Annotated in this window: 16 protein-coding genes; 5 read left to right on the top strand and 11 right to left on the bottom strand. The window is 71.5% G+C overall.

Translation table 11 applies throughout. From position 1 onward, the window contains the following. Positions 1-5 precede the first annotated feature (5 nt). Complete coding sequence (locus tag ACFPCV_RS28960; RefSeq protein WP_378059542.1) at positions 6-662, bottom strand: response regulator; 657 nt, start codon at positions 660-662, stop codon at positions 6-8. After that, positions 662-1,912, bottom strand: a complete 1,251-nt coding sequence (locus tag ACFPCV_RS28955; protein ID WP_378059541.1) for a sensor histidine kinase — start codon at positions 1,910-1,912, stop codon at positions 662-664. Before ACFPCV_RS28955 ends, ACFPCV_RS28960 begins: the two co-directional genes overlap by 1 nt. Positions 1,913-2,031: 119 nt before the next feature. On the opposite strand from ACFPCV_RS28955, the gene ACFPCV_RS28950 reads away from it, so the two are divergent. After that, positions 2,032-3,099: a neutral zinc metallopeptidase gene (locus ACFPCV_RS28950; RefSeq protein WP_378059540.1), complete on the top strand. Its 1,068-nt coding sequence runs from the start codon at positions 2,032-2,034 to the stop codon at positions 3,097-3,099. 45 nt (positions 3,100-3,144) lie between these two features. On the opposite strand, the gene ACFPCV_RS28945 is transcribed toward ACFPCV_RS28950, so the two are convergent. From ACFPCV_RS28945 to ACFPCV_RS28910, 8 genes are all read right to left on the bottom strand, one after another. Further along, the gene (locus ACFPCV_RS28945; RefSeq protein ID WP_378059539.1) at positions 3,145-3,537 is read right to left on the bottom strand and encodes a metal-sulfur cluster assembly factor; all 393 of its coding nucleotides are present in this window, start codon (positions 3,535-3,537) and stop codon (positions 3,145-3,147) included. Further along, on the bottom strand, positions 3,534-3,977 hold the full coding sequence (sufU, locus tag ACFPCV_RS28940; protein WP_378059538.1) for a Fe-S cluster assembly sulfur transfer protein SufU: 444 nt from the start codon (positions 3,975-3,977) through the stop codon (positions 3,534-3,536). Before sufU ends, ACFPCV_RS28945 begins: the two co-directional genes overlap by 4 nt. A gap of 112 nt (positions 3,978-4,089) precedes the next feature. Further along, a complete protein-coding gene (locus ACFPCV_RS28935; protein WP_378059537.1) occupies positions 4,090-5,346 on the bottom strand; it encodes a cysteine desulfurase in 1,257 nt (418 codons plus the stop codon). Positions 5,347-5,372: 26 nt separating this feature from the next. Next, complete coding sequence (gene sufC, locus ACFPCV_RS28930; RefSeq protein ID WP_378059536.1) at positions 5,373-6,146, bottom strand: Fe-S cluster assembly ATPase SufC; 774 nt, start codon at positions 6,144-6,146, stop codon at positions 5,373-5,375. A 65-nt stretch (positions 6,147-6,211) separates the two neighbouring features. Further along, the gene (locus tag ACFPCV_RS28925; protein ID WP_378059535.1) at positions 6,212-6,526 is read right to left on the bottom strand and encodes a non-heme iron oxygenase ferredoxin subunit; all 315 of its coding nucleotides are present in this window, start codon (positions 6,524-6,526) and stop codon (positions 6,212-6,214) included. Continuing rightward, positions 6,523-7,680 carry a Fe-S cluster assembly protein SufD gene (gene sufD / locus ACFPCV_RS28920; RefSeq protein ID WP_378059534.1) on the bottom strand — a complete coding sequence of 386 codons (1,158 nt, stop codon included), beginning with the start codon at positions 7,678-7,680 and terminating at the stop codon, positions 6,523-6,525. Before sufD ends, ACFPCV_RS28925 begins: the two co-directional genes overlap by 4 nt. Then, the gene (gene sufB, locus ACFPCV_RS28915) at positions 7,681-9,120 is read right to left on the bottom strand and encodes a Fe-S cluster assembly protein SufB (protein WP_378059533.1); all 1,440 of its coding nucleotides are present in this window, start codon (positions 9,118-9,120) and stop codon (positions 7,681-7,683) included. After that, positions 9,117-9,863, bottom strand: coding sequence for a helix-turn-helix transcriptional regulator (locus ACFPCV_RS28910; protein WP_378059532.1), 747 nt, complete (start codon positions 9,861-9,863; stop codon positions 9,117-9,119). The genes sufB and ACFPCV_RS28910 overlap by 4 nt, the downstream gene beginning before the upstream one ends. 95 nt (positions 9,864-9,958) lie before the next feature. On the opposite strand from ACFPCV_RS28910, the gene mptB reads away from it, so the two are divergent. The 3 genes from mptB to ACFPCV_RS28895 are packed head-to-tail and all read left to right on the top strand — an operon-like array spanning position 9,959 to position 13,300. Then, positions 9,959-11,581 carry a polyprenol phosphomannose-dependent alpha 1,6 mannosyltransferase MptB gene (gene mptB, locus ACFPCV_RS28905; protein WP_378059531.1) on the top strand — a complete coding sequence of 541 codons (1,623 nt, stop codon included), beginning with the start codon at positions 9,959-9,961 and terminating at the stop codon, positions 11,579-11,581. Between the two features lie 22 nt (positions 11,582-11,603). Continuing rightward, positions 11,604-12,527: an ABC transporter ATP-binding protein gene (locus ACFPCV_RS28900; RefSeq protein WP_378059530.1), complete on the top strand. Its 924-nt coding sequence runs from the start codon at positions 11,604-11,606 to the stop codon at positions 12,525-12,527. After that, entirely contained in the window at positions 12,524-13,300 is a 777-nt protein-coding gene (locus tag ACFPCV_RS28895; protein ID WP_378059529.1) for an ABC transporter permease, read from the top strand. Before ACFPCV_RS28900 ends, ACFPCV_RS28895 begins: the two co-directional genes overlap by 4 nt. Here the strand turns inward: ACFPCV_RS28895 and ACFPCV_RS28890 are convergent. Further along, on the bottom strand, positions 13,297-14,157 hold the full coding sequence (locus tag ACFPCV_RS28890; RefSeq protein WP_378059528.1) for a TIGR03619 family F420-dependent LLM class oxidoreductase: 861 nt from the start codon (positions 14,155-14,157) through the stop codon (positions 13,297-13,299). The two genes, ACFPCV_RS28895 and ACFPCV_RS28890, sit on opposite strands and share 4 nt — an antisense overlap. An 81-nt stretch (positions 14,158-14,238) precedes the next feature. On the opposite strand from ACFPCV_RS28890, the gene ACFPCV_RS28885 reads away from it, so the two are divergent. Beyond that, positions 14,239-15,228 (top strand): COX15/CtaA family protein, encoded by a 990-nt coding sequence (locus ACFPCV_RS28885; RefSeq protein WP_378059527.1) that lies wholly within the window; start codon positions 14,239-14,241, stop codon positions 15,226-15,228. Positions 15,229-15,246: the final 18 nt, after the last annotated feature.

Genomic DNA, 15,246 nt, shown 5'->3' with positions numbered 1-15,246 from the left:
ACCGGTCAGCCCGGCGTCACGAAACCGGTCTCGTAGGCGAGGATCACGGCCTGGGTGCGGTCCCGCGCCCCCAGCTTCGCGAGCACGTTGCCGACGTGCGTCTTCACGGTCTGCACGCTGACGAACAGCCGCTCCGAGATCTCCACGTTGGACAGCCCGGTCGCCATCAGGCGCAGCACCTCGGCCTCGCGTTCGGTGAGCCCGGCGTGCGCCAGCCCGCTCGCCCTGCCGCCGCCGTGCGCCGCGGCGAGCGCCCGGATCGCGGACGGGAACAGCAGCGACTCGCCGCTCACGACCATGCGGATCGCACGCACGATGTCCTCTGGCCGGGTGCGTTTGAGCAGGAACCCGTTGGCGCCCGCGCGGAGCGCCTCGTACACGTGGTCGTCGTTCTCGAAGGTCGTGACCACCAGGATCTTCGGTGGTTCCGCGACGGTCTCCAGCAGGTGCCTGCTGGCCTGGATGCCGTCGACGGCGGGCATGCGCACGTCCATCAGCACGACCTCCGGGCGCAGCTTCACCACGAGCGGCAGCACCTCGGCGCCGTCCCCCGCCTCCCCGACGACGGTCAGGTCCGGTTCGGCGTTGATGATCGCCCGCAGCCCGGCCCTGATCAGCTCCTCGTCGTCGACGAGCAACACCGTCGTCTTGCCGTCCGCCATCAGCGCACCGTCCTCAGTGGAATTCGCACCTGCACGAGCCAGCGCCCCCGGTCGGGCCCGGCGGTCATCTGCCCACGAAGGACGGCAACGCGGTCGCGCATGCCGGACAGGCCGTGCCCGCCACCCGCCCTCGGCTTCGCCCGGTGTTCGTGGACGGGGTTGGAGAGGTCGAGCTCGAGCCGGTCGTCGGTGGCCGCGAGCCGCAGCTCGACCGGCACCTTACCCGCGTGCCGCAGGACGTTCGTGAGGCCCTCCTGGACGATCCGGTACGCCTCGCGGGACACTGCGGGCGGCACCGCACCCAGCGATCCCTCCACGGTGGACTCGACGGTGACGCCCGCGATCCTGGTCTGCTCCAGCAGGTTCGGCAGGTTCTCGAGCGTCCACTGCGGACGGGTGGCGGACTGGCCGTCGCGGAGCAGGCCGAGCACGTGGTCGAGGTCGGCGAGCGCGGCCCTGGCCGACTCCTCGATGGCCGACAGCGCGGTGCGGGCGAACGCGGGGTCGCTGTCGAGGACGCGGCCCGCGGCGCTGGCCTGGATGGTGACGACGCTCAGCGCGTGCCCGACCGAGTCGTGCAGCTCGCGGGCGAGCCGGTTGCGTTCGGCCAGCTGCTCGGTGCGCTGCTCCAGCTCGGCGAGCCGCTCGGCGGCGGTGGGCCCGAGCAGGAAGGGCGCGGCCCTGGTGGCCAGCACCGCGGCCCCGACGACGAGGTGGACGAGCACGACCAGCCCGGTGAGCCCGGCGAGCGGCACCCAGGCCCCGGCCCACCCGCGCGGCGTGGTCACGGTGAGCCCGAGCATGTCGACCCGCCCGGTGAACGGCGCGAAGAACGTGAGCACCGCGGTCGGCGGCACGGTCAGGGTGAGAATCGAGAGCACCCCGCCGACGACCAGGTGGATGACGAACCACGCGGCGAACCGGGCCCGCGACGTCCACGACACCGCCACCCTGGCGGCCTGCTCGGGCACCCCGTCGCCGAGCAGCTCACGGGCGGCGGTCCCCTCGATCACCCGCACGGCCGGGATGAGCGACATGAGCCCCATGACGCCGATGACGAGCACCAGCGACAACGCGACGACCAGCGTGGTCTCGTCCTGGAACGCGGCAGGCATCAGCGACGGCAGCACCATGCCCACGATCAGCATGAACGGGACCAGCACGGCACCGCCCAGGATCAGGAACACCCATCGCCGGTAGGTCGACGGGCGGATCACCGGGCCCAGCACCGCGTCGAGGACTGCCACCACACCGTCGATCCTGGCAGACCCGGCGGGCCCCGGCCCTCCCCCACACGACCGGCGAAGCTCACTCCCCGGAGGGAGCCGAGCGCTACGCTGCTGTTCGGTCACGCGGAGCGAGGGCGAGAATGACTGACGAACCGGGCGGGAAGCCACCTCAGCGGCCCGTGGACGGCCCGACGGTGATGGGCCCGTCGACGGGTCACCTCCACGGCGCGGCCCCGGAGGAGCCGACCCAGCCCACCCCACCGGCATCGGCCGTCGTCGACGAGTCGCCGACCACCACCGGGCCGACGGTCGCGAGCTGGCCGCTCGACGAACTCCTCCCGCCCCCGCCCACCGACCTGGTCTGGCGCCCCGACACCCCGCAACCACCACCCCCACCCCGCCGCCCGGCCTACTACCTCGCGCTCGGCGCGGCCGTCGCCCTCGTGGTGGCACTCGTCGCGGCGGCGGCGGTCGCGACCGTCATGCGCCCGACCCGGGAGGTCGCGGGCACCGCGCGACCCGCCCAGACCGTCCCCGACATCACCGGCACCGCACCGCCACCGCAGCCCACCACGACGACGAACCAGCCGCGGCCCGGTCCCGCCGGCCACCCGCTGTCCACCTCGACCGCCCGCATGGCCGACACGACCTGTGCGCTCCCCCGCTTCGACCTCGCCGACGACCGGCAGGCCGCCTTCTACGCCGCCGCCAGGACCTGCGCCGACGACGCCTGGCGCGGTGTGCTCGACGAGGCCGGGCTCGACGCGGACGTCGAGGTCGTCACCGTCACCAGCGCCGTGCAGACCCCCTCCTGCGGCGAGGTCACGCCGACCAGCCCGTCGACCCAGTGCGACGGCACCGTCTACCTGACCCCCGCGCACCTGCGCGACACCGAGCGGAACGGCCGCTATCCCGGCCGCTACTTCGGGGTGTTCCTCCGCGAGTACGCCCGCGCGCTGCAGGCCGAGACCGGTCTCACGGAGCTGGCCGCCGGTGTCGACGACGCGGAGAGCCGGCTCGCGCAGCAGGCAACGTGCCTGGCGGGTGTCGCGAGCGGTGCCATGGCGGGCCGGGGCGCGGTCGACGCCAACATCACCGACGAGATCGGCGACCGCCTGTCCTCCGTGGACGCGCCGCCGGACGCGAAAGCGATGCTGGACAAGGGTTTTCAGGAGCGGACACCGAACGCGTGCAACACCTGGACATGACGGCGCCGCGCGGGCCGGTGGCCCGCGCGGCGCCGATGCCGGAACTCAGATGGTGAAGCCGAGCGCCCGCAGCTGCTCGCGGCCGTCATCGGTGATCTTCTCCGGACCCCACGGCGGCATCCAGACCCAGTTGATCCGGAAGTCGTCGACGAGCCCGCCACCCGGGCCCGCGGTGAGCGCGGCACGGGTCTGGTCCTCGATCACGTCGGTCAGCGGGCACGCCGCGGACGTCAGCGTCATGTCGATCGTCGCGGAGTTGTCGTCCTCCACGCGGATGTCGTACACGAGGCCGAGGTCGACGACGTTGATGCCCAGCTCGGGGTCGACGACGTCGCGCATCGCCTCCTCGAGGTCCTCGACAGCGGCGATGTCCGCCTTCGGGGCCGGTGCCTGCGGCAACGACTCGACGCCGCGCTCGACCTCTTCAGTGCTGCTCATGCTGCTCCTCCGTTCGCCCTGGCCACCGCGTCCTTGAACGCCATCCACCCCAGCAGCGCACACTTCACGCGTGCCGGGTACTTCGCGACACCCGCGAACGCGATGCCGTCCTCGAGCACGTCCTCGTCCGGTTCGACCGTGCCGCGGCTGGACACCATCTCGACGAACGCGTCCATGGTGGACAGCGCTTCGCCGACGGTCCGGCCGGTGACCAGGTCGGTGAGCACCGACGTGGACGCCTGGCTGATCGAGCAGCCCTGGCCCTCGTAGGAGACGTCGGTGACCTTGTCGTCCGCGACCGCGACCCGCAACGTCACCTCGTCGCCGCAGGTCGGGTTGACCTGGAACGACTCGGCGTCGTACGGCTCGCGCAGGCCGCGCCCGTGCGGGTTCTTGTAGTGGTCCAGGATGATCTCCTGGTACATGGACTCGAGGTTCACCTGGTCCGCCTCCCCGCGATGTCAGGTGTTGGTCGCGTTCCGTCGGCGGGTGCGGCTTGGCCACGTACCCGTGGCTGGTCTGCGTCCCGTTCCCCTTGGGTAGCTGTTCGCGTCATCCGAAGACCTTCTTGACCTGTGCCAATCCCCTGACCAGGGCGTCCGCCTCGGCGGTCGTGTTGTACAGGTAGAACGACGCGCGAGTGGTCGCCGGAATTCCGTACCGCACCACGGCCGGCCGTGCGCAGTGGTGACCGACGCGCACGGCGATGCCCTGCTCGTCGAGCACCTGGCCCACGTCGTGCGGGTGGATGCCATCGAGGGTGAACGAGACCTCGGCGACCCTGGCCTCCGCGGTCGGCGGTCCGATGATCTTCACCCCGGCCACGGACGACAGCGCGTCGAGGACGTACGCGGTCAGCTCGTGCTCGTGCGCGGCGATGCGGTCCATGCCGACCGACGTGAGGTAGTCGACGGCCGCGCCGAGCCCCACCGCCTCGGCGATCGGCGGGGTGCCTGCCTCGAACTTGTGCGGCGGCGCGGCGAAGGTCGACCGCTCCATGGTGACGATCTCGATCATCTCGCCACCGCCGAGGAACGGCGGCAGTTCCTGGAGAAGCGGCAACCGTCCCCACAGGACGCCGATGCCGGTCGGGCCGAGCATCTTGTGGCCGGTGAAGACCACGAAGTCGGCGCCGAGCGCGGACACGTCGAGCGGCATGTGCGGCGCCGACTGCGACGCGTCCACCAGCACCAGCGCACCGACCTCGCGGGCCCGTGCGACGACCTTCTCGACCGGGTTGATGGTGCCGAGCAGGTTCGACACGTGCACCATCGACACGATCTTCGTGCGCTCGGTGATCACCGAGTCCAGTGTGGACAGGTCGAGGCGGCCTTCGTCGGTGATCTCGAACCACTTCACGGTCGCGCCGGTCCGCTCGGCGAGCATGTGCCACGGCACGATGTTGGAGTGGTGCTCCATCTCGGTGATGACGATCTCGTCACCGGGCCCGACGCGGTAGCCGGGGCCCGCCTCACCGAGCACGCGGGCGATCAGGTTCACCGCCTCGGACGAGTTCTTGGTGAAGATCACCTCGTCGCGACTCGGCGCGTTGACGAACTCGGCGACCTTGTCGCGTGCGCCCTCGTACAGCGCCGTGGCTTCCTCGGCCAGCGTGTGGATGCCGCGGTGCACGTTGGCGTTGTGCTTCTCGTAGTAGCCGACGATCGCGTCGAGCACCTGGCGCGGCTTCTGCGACGTGGCCGCGTTGTCCAGGTACACCAGCGGCTTGTCGCTGTGCACCAGCCTGGACAGGATCGGGAAGTCCTTGCGGATCGTCTCGACGTCGAGGGATGCGGCTGTGGTGGTCATCCGGGAACCTCGTCTCGTGGGGCAGGTCAGCCGATCGCGGCCGGCTCCTGCTTGCCGGTGAACCGGACGTAGCCGTGCTCCTCGAGCTGGTCGGCCAGCTCCGCACCGCCGGACTCGACGATCCGCCCGCCGCTGAACACGTGGACGAAGTCGGGCGTGATGTGGCGCAGGATGCGGGTGTAGTGGGTGATCAGCATGATGCCGACCTCGCCACCGGCCTTGACGCGGTTGATGCCCTCGGACACGACGCGCAGCGCGTCGACGTCCAGACCGGAGTCGGTCTCGTCGAGGATCGCGATCTTCGGCGCGAGCAGCGCCAGCTGCAGGATCTCGTGGCGCTTCTTCTCACCGCCGGAGAAGCCCTCGTTCACCGAGCGCTCCGCGAAGGCCGGGTCGATGTCCAGGTCGGCCATCGCCTGCTTGACCTCCTTGACCCAGTGGCGCAGCTTGGGGGCCTCGCCACGGACCGCGGTGGCCGCGGTGCGCAGGAAGTTCGACATGGACACACCGGGGACCTCGACCGGGTACTGCATGGCGAGGAACAGGCCGGCGCGGGCGCGCTCGTCGACGGACAGCGACAGGACGTCCGCACCGTCGAGCAGCACCTCGCCACCGGTCACCTCGTACTTGGGGTGGCCCGCGATGGCGTAGGACAGGGTGGACTTGCCGGACCCGTTGGGGCCCATGATCGCGTGCGTCTCGCCCGGGTTGATCGTCAGGTTGACCCCGGACAGGATCTCCTTGGCGCCTTCGTCGGTGTTGACCGAGACGTGCAGATCCTTGATCTCCAGCGTGGCCATCTCTTGTGCTTTCTCCTTGGTGTGCAAGCCGGGGGTCTGGGGGATCGCTCCCCCGGAGATTTCTGTCAGTTCGTGGTGGCGGTGACGTCGACGTACACGTCGCCGTCGCGGATCTCGACTCCGAAGACGTCCACCGGCTCGGTGGCGGGCAGCGAGGACGGTGCCCCGGTGCGCAGGTCGAAGCAGGAGCCGTGCAGCCAGCACTCGATGCCCTTGCGGGTCACCTCGCCCTCGGACAGCGACAGCGTCGCGTGGCTGCACTCGTCCCGCAGCGCGTGCACCTCGTCCCCCTGGCGGACGAGGACGACCGGCTCGTCGTCGATCTCGACGCCGAACGGTTTCCCGTCGTCCAGGTCGGACAGCGCACACGCTCTGATCATGCCCCGACCGCCTCGAGCTCCGCCTCGATCGCTGCTTCCAGCCGCTCCCGGATCTCCGGCACCGCGATCTTCATCAGCAGCTCGTGGAAGAAGCCGCGGACGACGAGCCTGCGCGCGACGCCCTCGGGGATGCCGCGGGCCTGCAGGTAGAACAGCTGCTCGTCGTCGAACCGGCCGGTGGCGCTGGCGTGGCCGGCACCGGCGATCTCGCCGGTCTCGATCTCCAGGTTCGGCACCGAGTCGGCGCGGGCGCCCTCGGTGAGCACCAGGTTCCGGTTCAGCTCGAAGGTCTCGGTGCCCTCGGCGGCCGCGCGGATCAGCACGTCGCCGATCCACACCGTCCGTGCGTCGACGCCCTGCAGCGCGCCCTTGTAGACCACGTTGGACTTGCAGTTGGGCTGCGCGTGGTCGGCGAAGGTCCGCAGCTCGATGTGCTGGCCCGCGTCGGCGAAGTAGAGGCCGTTGAGCTCGGCGTCGCCGCCCGGGCCCGCGTAGACCACGGTCGGGCTGACGCGCACGAGGTCGCCGCCCAGCGCCACGAGGTGGTGCCTGAGCGTCGCGTCCCGGCCGAGCCGCGCGTGGTGCGCGGAGACCTGCACGGCGTCGTCGGCCCAGTCGTGCACGCTGACCACGGTGAGCTTCGCGCCGTCACCGACGACGAGCTCCACGTTGTCGGCGACCGTGCCGCTGCCGCGGTGGTCGATCACCACGACCGCCTCGGCGAACTGCTCGGCGCGGATCTGCAGGTGCCCGTAGGCGGCCTGGCCCTCGCCGGGACCGGTGACCGTCACCGTGGTGACGGCCGCCTGGGTCTCCTTCGGCACCGTGATGACGGTGGCCCGCTCGAACGAGCTGTACGCCTGCGCGGCGATCCGGTCGGCCGGGGTACCGCCCTTGCCGAGCCGCTCGTCGTCGCGGCCGACGGTCTCGACCCTGACGTCGGCGCCGTCGACAACGACCGACAGCTCACCGTCGGCGACGGCGGTGCCGTCGTGCAGGCCGCGGAGCCGCTTCATCGGCGTGAAGCGCCAGATCTCCTCGCGCCCGCCGGGCACCTCGAACGCCTCGACGTCGAACGAGGCGAACTGCTCCGCGCGGGACGCGGCGGGAACCACCGCCCCGTGGGAGTGCGGGGTCTGTGTTGCCTGGCTCATCTATCCGACGGCCCCTTCCATCTGCAGCTCGATGAGCCGGTTCAGTTCCAGTGCGTACTCCATGGGCAGCTCACGGGCGATCGGCTCGACGAAGCCGCGCACGACCATCGCCATCGCCTCGTCCTCGGTGAGGCCGCGGGACATCAGGTAGAACAGCTGGTCGTCGCTGACCTTCGAGACCGTGGCCTCGTGCCCCATGGACACGTTGTCGTTGCGGATGTCCACGTACGGGTAGGTGTCGGACCGGCTGATCTGGTCGACCAGCAGCGCGTCGCACTTCACCGTGGACGCCGAGTGGTGCGCCCGCTTGGCCACCTTGACCAGACCGCGGTAGGAGGTCCGGCCGCCGCCGCGCGCCACCGACTTCGACACGATCGTCGAGGAGGTGTACGGCGCGAGGTGCTCCATCTTGGCGCCTGCGTCCTGGTGCTGGCCCTCGCCGGCGAACGCGATCGAGAGGACCTCGCCCTTGGCGTGCTCGCCCATGAGGAACACCGACGGGTACTTCATGGTGACCTTGGAGCCGATGTTGCCGTCGATCCACTCCATGGTCGCGCCCTCTTCGGCCTTGGCGCGCTTGGTGACCAGGTTGTAGACGTTGTTCGACCAGTTCTGGATGGTCGTGTACCGGCAGCGGCCGCCCTTCTTCACGATGATCTCGACCACGGCCGAGTGCAGCGAGTCGGAGGAGTAGATCGGCGCGGTGCAGCCCTCGACGTAGTGCACGTAGGCACCCTCGTCGACGATGATCAGCGTCCGCTCGAACTGGCCCATGTTCTCGGTGTTGATCCGGAAGTAGGCCTGCAGCGGGATCTCGACGTGCACGCCCTTCGGCACGTAGATGAACGAGCCACCCGACCAGACGGCGCCGTTGAGCGCGGAGAACTTGTTGTCACCGTGCGGGATGACCGAGCCGTAGTACTCCTCGAACAGCTCCGGGTGCTCCTTGAGCGCGGTGTCCGTGTCGAGGAAGATCACGCCCTGCTTCTCGAGCTCCTCGTTGATCTTGTGGTAGACCACCTCGGACTCGTACTGCGCGGCGACACCGGACACCAGGCGGGCCTTCTCGGCCTCCGGGATGCCCAGCTTGTCGTAGGTGTTCTTGATGTCCTCCGGCAGGTCCTCCCAGGAGGCGGCCTGCTTCTCGGTCGAGCGCACGAAGTACTTGATGTTCTCGAAGTCGATGCCCGACAGGTCGGCACCCCAGTTGGGCATCGGCTTGCGGTCGAACAGCTGCAGGCCCTTGAGGCGGGACTCGAGCATCCACTCTGGCTCGCCCTTCTTGGCCGAGATGTCCCGGACGACGGCCTCGGAGAGGCCGCGCTGGGCGCTCGCGCCAGCGACGTCGGAGTCGGCCCAGCCGAACTGGTACTTGCCCAGCGTGGCGAGCGTCTCCTCTTGCGTCAGCGGCGTGCCGGCGCGCTCCGCGGCGGTGGTCATGAAGGCGTCCCTTCGGTTGTGGTGGGAGCGGTTTTCGTGGGGCTTGCGTAGCGATCGTCAGCCACAGTCGCGCCCGGCCCCGGTGGTTCGGCGCCACCGAGCGGTACGTGTGTGGTGCACGCGGCGTCGCCGCGCGCGATGGTGGAGAGCCGCTGCACGTGGGTGCCGAGGAGTTCGGCGAATGCCGCCGTCTCGACCTCGCACAGCTCGGGGAACTCCGCCGCGACGTGCGCGACCGGGCAGTGGTGCTGACACAGCTGCTCCCCTGCCCCGACGCGCCGGGTCGACGCAGCGTAACCCTCCCTGGTGAGGGCCTCGGCGAGGGCCTTGGCGCGCTCGGCGGGGCCCTGCGCGCCGAGCACCTCGTCCCGGTGCCTGCCGACCATCGAGGCGACCCGCCGCGCCGCGAACTCGCGCACCGCTTCCTGCCCCGCCGACTCCGCGACGAAGCGGATGGCGGCGATGGCGAGGTCGTCGTACGCGTGCCCGAACCGGGCGCGCCCGGCCTCGGTCAGCAGCCACAGCTTCGCGGGCCGCCCGCGACCGCGCCTGCCGAGGGTGGGAGCATCACGCATGCCCGCCTCACCGTCGGCGACCAGGCAGTCCAGGTGCCTGCGGACCGCGGCCGGGCTCAGCCCGAGCGTCTCCGCGACGGCCGCCGCGGTGATCGGTCCCCGTTCCAGCAGCAACCGCGCCACACCATGCCTGGTGCGGCCCTCGGAGAGCTGCTGGTCGTTTTTCACAACACCAGTGTGTCTTATTTCCGGGACGTGGGCAAAGTGGGCCCGCCGCGAGGTGATCGGAGTCACCCGGGGGTGTGCCCGATACGCTCCCGCACGTGGCGGTGGGTGACGTGACGCAGGCGCAGACGGATGGGCAACCGGCCGGACCCGCCGTGTCCGCGACCGCGCCGCTGGACACCCGCGAGCGCAGGCAGCTCGACGTCATCCGCCGGTTCGGCACGGTCGGCGCGCTGCTGCTGGCCGCCGGCTCGCTCGGTGCGGGCGCCGCACCGGTGAACAACCCCGTCTGGGGTCTCCCGGTGTTCGGCCTGTTCAGCCGCATGACGACGGTGTCGCTCGCGATCGCGTTCGCCGGCGTGTTCATGATCGTGCTCGCGTGGCTGGGCCTCGGCAGGCTGTCGCTGCCCGGCCGCGCACGGATGGTGTCGCTGCCGCAGATGGCCCGCACGCTGGTGATGTGGACCGCGCCGCTGGTGCTCACCGTCCCGATGTTCAGCAAGGACGTCTACAGCTACCTCGCGCAGAGCGAGATCGCCGCGCGCGGGCTGGACCCGTACACCGTCGGCCCCGCCGACGCGCTCGGCTACGACGACGTCCTCACCAAGAACGTGCCGACGATGTGGCGGGAGACCCCGTCGCCGTACGGGCCGCTGTTCCTGGTCATCGGCCGCGGGATCACCTGGCTGACCGGTGACCACGTGGTGATGGGCGTCGCGTTCCACCGGCTGCTCGCCCTGCTCGGGTTCGCGATGATCGTGTGGGCGCTGCCCCGCCTCGCGCGGCGGTTCGGCATCAACCCGGTGAGCGCGCTGTGGCTCGGCGCGGGGAACCCGCTCGTCCTGTTCCACCTGGTCGTCGGCGTGCACAACGAGGCACTGGCGATCGGCCTCATGCTGGTGGGCATCGAGCTCGGGCTGCGGAAGATGCCCAGGGTCGGGCCGGGCGGGCCGTATCCGCCTCGGCAGCCCGGCGAGCTGCTCTGGTACGGCATCGGTGCCGTCGTCATCACGCTGGGCGCGGTCGTGAAGATCCCGGCCGCGCTGGCGCTGGGCTTCCTCGGGGTGATGATCGCGCGGCGCTGGGGCGGGCGGTGGAAACACCTGTTCGTCACCGCCGCCGCCCTGCTGGTGATCTTCCTCGGCGTGGTCGCGCTGACCTCGTTGGGCAGCGGTCTCGGCTTCGGCTGGGCATCGACGCTGAACACCGCCAACATGATCAAGAGCTGGATGGCGCCCATGACCGCGCTCGGCTTCGGCGCGGGCGGGCTCGGGATCATCCTCGGGCTCGGCAACCACATCGACGCGGCGATCACCGTGAGCCGCATGGTCGGCACGCTGCTCGGTCCGCTCCTCGCCGCGAAGCTGCTGCTGGACAGCTTCCGCTGGCGGCTGCGTCCCATGATCGGCCTCGGCGCGGCGATGGCCGCGGTGCTGGTGCTCGGCGCGACCGTGCAGCCCTGGTACCTGCTGTGGGCGGCGATCCCGCTGGCCTCCGCCGCGGGCAACACCCGCTTCCGCACCGCGGCGACCGCCATCAGCGCGGCGTTCGCGGTGGCCCTCCCGCCCACCGGCAACACCTTCGACGGGCGCACCTACCAGCTGCCCTACGCCTACCTGGCGGCGGCGATCGTCGTGGCGGTGGCGCTGTTCGTCGTCCGCAGGCACATCCCCACCCGGCCACGGCGGAAGGCACCAGCCCCGGTCGAGACCCCCGCCTGACGCAGGCAATAACCTTGTCGGTGTGAGCGAGTCTGCGGTCGAGCTGTCGGGGCTGGTCAAACGCTTCGGCGCGACGACCGCCGTCGACGGGCTGAGCCTGCGGCTGGCCCGTGGACAGGTGCTCGCGCTGCTGGGCCCCAACGGTGCTGGCAAGACCACGACCGTGGAGATCTGCGAGGGCTTCCAACGCCGCGACGGCGGCGAGGTCCGGGTGCTGGGGCTCGACCCGGCGACCGACCACGAGCGGCTGCGGCCACGCATCGGCGTGATGCCGCAGGGCGGTGGCGCCTACCCCGGTGTGCGGGCGGAGGAGATGCTCGCGCTCGTCGCCGCGTGCGCGGCCGACCCGATCGACCCGGCGTGGCTGATCGACGTGCTCGGTCTCGACGGGGCCCGCCGCACCCCGTACAAGCGGCTCTCCGGCGGGCAGCAGCAGCGGCTGTCGCTCGCGTGCGCGCTCGTCGGCAGGCCGGAGCTGGTGTTCCTCGACGAGCCCACGGCCGGGCTGGACCCGCAGGCGCGGCGGCTGGTGTGGGAGCTGGTGCGTGCGCTGCGTGCCGACGGCGTCAGCGTCCTGCTGACCACGCACGTCATGGCGGAGGCCGAGGAGCTCGCCGACCACGTCGTGATCGTCGACCGCGGCCGGGTCGTCGCCGACGGCAGCCCGAGCCAGCTGACGGCGGAACGACCGGACTCGGCTCAGCTGCGCTTCCGCGCGCGGGCCGGCCTGGACCTGACCGAGCTGTGCACCGCGCTGCCCGCGGACTGCACGCTCGATGAGCCCACCCCCGGCGCCTACGTGCTGACCGGCCGCGTCGACCCGCAGGTCGTCTCGGCGGTGACGGCCTGGTGCGCGCAGCAGGGGGTGCTGGCCGAGGAGCTGCACGTCGGCAGGCGCAGCCTCGAGGACGTGTTCCTGGAGCTGACCGGGAAGGAACTGCGATGACGACCTTCCCGGCGGGCACGTTCACGCCGGCGCCCGGCCGCGGCCGGGTCGGGCGGATGCTGTTCGTCCACGCGCGGACCGAGGCGATGCTCACGCTGCGCAACAGCGAGCAGATCCTGCTGACGCTGCTGATCCCGGTCGCGCTGCTCGTCGGCCTCACCGTCCTCGACATCCTCGACCTGCCCGACCCACGGGTGGACTCGGTGGTGCCGAGGGTGTTCGCACTGGCGGTCATGTCCTCCGCGTTCACCGGGCAGGCCATCGCGCTCGGGTTCGACCGCCGCTACGGCGTGCTCAAGCGGCTGGCCGCGACGGCCCTGCCCCGGTGGCTGCTGGTGTCCGGGCGCGCGGTCGCCGGGCTCGTGGTGGTGGCGGTACAGCTCGTGGTGCTCGGCGTGCTCGCGGCGATCATGGGCTGGGCGCCCGGCCTGGCGGGCCTCGCGTGGGCAGTGCTGCTGGTGCTCGTGGGCACGTTGTCGTTCGGCGCGCTCGGCGTGCTGCTCGGCGGCGCGCTGAAGGCCGAGGTGGTGCTGGCCCTCGCCAACGTCGTGTGGTTCGTGCTGCTGCTCGGCGGGGGCATCGTCGTCCCGCCGGACTCGATGCCAGGCGCGCTCGGCGACGTGGTCATGCTGCTGCCCTCCGGCGCGCTCACCGACGGCCTGCACACCGCGCTGGTCGACGGCGGCGCCCCCGGTTGGCCGGTGTTCGCCGTCCTCGTCGGGTGGGGCGCGGTCGCGACCCTCGTCGCGACCCGCACGACGAAGCTGTCCTAGCGCCCCGCGCCGAGCCCGAACCGGGCCGCGAACGCCGACATCTGCGCGCGCTGCGCAGCGGGGTCGGTCGCGGTCGCGCTCACCACCAGCCTGGTCACGCCCTGCTCGGCGTAGGCCGCCAGCGACTGCTCCGGCAGGTCGATCGGCGCCCACCTCGTGTACTCCAGCGCGGCCGGGTCGCGTCCCGCACCGGCCGCCGCGGTCCGCGCCACCTCGAGCTGACGGGCCCGTTCGTCCGGCGGCAGCGTGCCGCCGGGGAACCAGCCGTCGCCACGCGTCCCGGCCCGTCTGGCGGCCGCCGGGCTCGAACCGCCGACGTGGATCGGCAGCGGGCCGCCGACCGGCTGGGGGAAGCTGCACAGGTCCGCGAACGGGAAGAACTCGCCGTCGTTGCTCACCCCGTCCGCGCCGCCCGACCACAGCAGCCGCAGCACGTCGATCGCCTCGTCGGCGCGGCGGCCGCGGGTGGCGAAGTCCACCCCCACCGCCCGCGCCTCCCCCGGCAGCGCGCCGACGCCCACGGTGAGCAGGCGCAACCGGCCCGCCGACAGCACGTCCACCGTCGCGAGCCGCTTCGCCAGCGGTACCGGGTGGTGGTAGGGCAGCAGCAGCACCCCGGTGCCGAGCAGCAGCCGGGACGTGGCCGCCGCGACGAACGCCAGCGCGTCGACCGGGTCGAGGTAGGGCATCGTCGGCGGCAGCTCGACCGACCTGAGCGCGGCGCCGGGGTGCAGCACCACGTGCTCCGGCAGGTACAGGCCCTCGAACCCGCACTCCTCCGCGTGCCGCGCGTACGCGACGAGGTTGCCGGGGTCGACTCCGTGGTGGGGGGACTGGTAACTGATCGCGAAACGCACGGGGCAGACGCTAGCCCTTGCCGCCAGGGGCAGGGCAAACCCGGCGGGAGACCCCGCGCGACCACTCCTTACGATCGGGCGGTGCCGCTGGAAACGCTGAAGGCCCGCATCGATCGCCTGCCCAACCCGAGCCGTCGGCTGCAGCTCGGCTTCGCCGTCGCCGTCCTCGCGACGCAGGCGCTGATCGCGATGACCGGCGCGGTGGTCCGGGTCACCGGTTCCGGCCTCGGCTGTCCCACCTGGCCGCAGTGCTTCCCCGGCAGCATGGTGCCCGTCGAGCACCCCGAGTACGACACGCTCAACCAGTGGATCGAGTACGGCAACCGCCTGTTCACCGGCGTCGTCGGCATCATCGCGGGTGTCTGCTTCGTGCTCGCGTACCTGCACCGACCACGCACCGACCGCCGCTACCTGCGGCTCGCGTTCGCCATGCCGGCCGGAGTGGTCGTCCAGGCGATCATCGGTGGCCTGACCGTGCGGCTGGACCTGGTCTGGTGGAGCGTCGCGGTGCACCTGCTCGCGTCGACGATCATGGTGTGGCTCGCGACGCTGCTCGTGCACGCGGTGCCCCGCGACGACACCGCGGAAGCACCAGGGCCGGTGGCCGCGGTCCCCGGCACGCTGTCGACCTGGCTGTACGTGCAGACCGGGTTCCTCGCCGGCCTGCTCGTCACCGGGACGATGGTGACCGGCGCGGGCCCGCACGGCGGCGACCCGAAGACGCCCCGCCTCGGCATCCCGGTCGAGACCATGTCCCACGTGCACGCGGCGTTCCTGTACGCCTTCCTCGGCTCGCTGGTGCTGCTCGGGTTCTGGCTGCGTGGCCAGCACACGTTCCCGCCGCCGTGGCGGCGCTACCGGGTGCTCGTCGCGGTGGTCCTCGCGCAGGGCACGATCGGGTTCGTCCAGTTCTGGACCGGGGTGCCGGAACTGCTGGTCTGCCTGCACGTTCTCGGTGCGATGGGCGTCATCATCGCCACCGGTTCGCTGTGGTGCGGGGTGCGCGGGCGGGCCGCCGCGGAGGACGACTCCGGGAACGTGACAGTGGCGGGGGCGACCGAGACCGCCTAATCTTTGGACAGAAACCTA

The organism is Actinophytocola glycyrrhizae (assembly GCF_042653545.1).
Classification (GTDB): Bacteria; Actinomycetota; Actinomycetes; order Mycobacteriales; family Pseudonocardiaceae; genus Actinophytocola; species Actinophytocola glycyrrhizae.
This window is presented reverse-complemented; position numbering and strand designations above follow the sequence as displayed.

Excerpts from the sequence above, each read along its gene's own strand:
- sufC (WP_378059536.1), bottom strand. The coding sequence starts at position 6,146 with ATGGCCACGCTGGAGATCAAGGATCTGCACGTCTCGGTCAACACCGAC.
- sufD (WP_378059534.1), bottom strand. The coding sequence starts at position 7,680 with ATGAGCCAGGCAACACAGACCCCGCACTCCCACGGGGCGGTGGTTCCC.
- ACFPCV_RS28960 (WP_378059542.1), bottom strand. The coding sequence starts at position 662 with ATGGCGGACGGCAAGACGACGGTGTTGCTCGTCGACGACGAGGAGCTG.
- ACFPCV_RS28925 (WP_378059535.1), bottom strand. The coding sequence starts at position 6,526 with ATGATCAGAGCGTGTGCGCTGTCCGACCTGGACGACGGGAAACCGTTC.
- ACFPCV_RS28945 (WP_378059539.1), bottom strand. The coding sequence starts at position 3,537 with ATGAGCAGCACTGAAGAGGTCGAGCGCGGCGTCGAGTCGTTGCCGCAG.
- ACFPCV_RS28935 (WP_378059537.1), bottom strand. The coding sequence starts at position 5,346 with ATGACCACCACAGCCGCATCCCTCGACGTCGAGACGATCCGCAAGGAC.
- sufB (WP_378059533.1), bottom strand. The coding sequence starts at position 9,120 with ATGACCACCGCCGCGGAGCGCGCCGGCACGCCGCTGACGCAAGAGGAG.
- ACFPCV_RS28895 (WP_378059529.1), top strand. The coding sequence starts at position 12,524 with ATGACGACCTTCCCGGCGGGCACGTTCACGCCGGCGCCCGGCCGCGGC.
- ACFPCV_RS28950 (WP_378059540.1), top strand. The coding sequence starts at position 2,032 with ATGACTGACGAACCGGGCGGGAAGCCACCTCAGCGGCCCGTGGACGGC.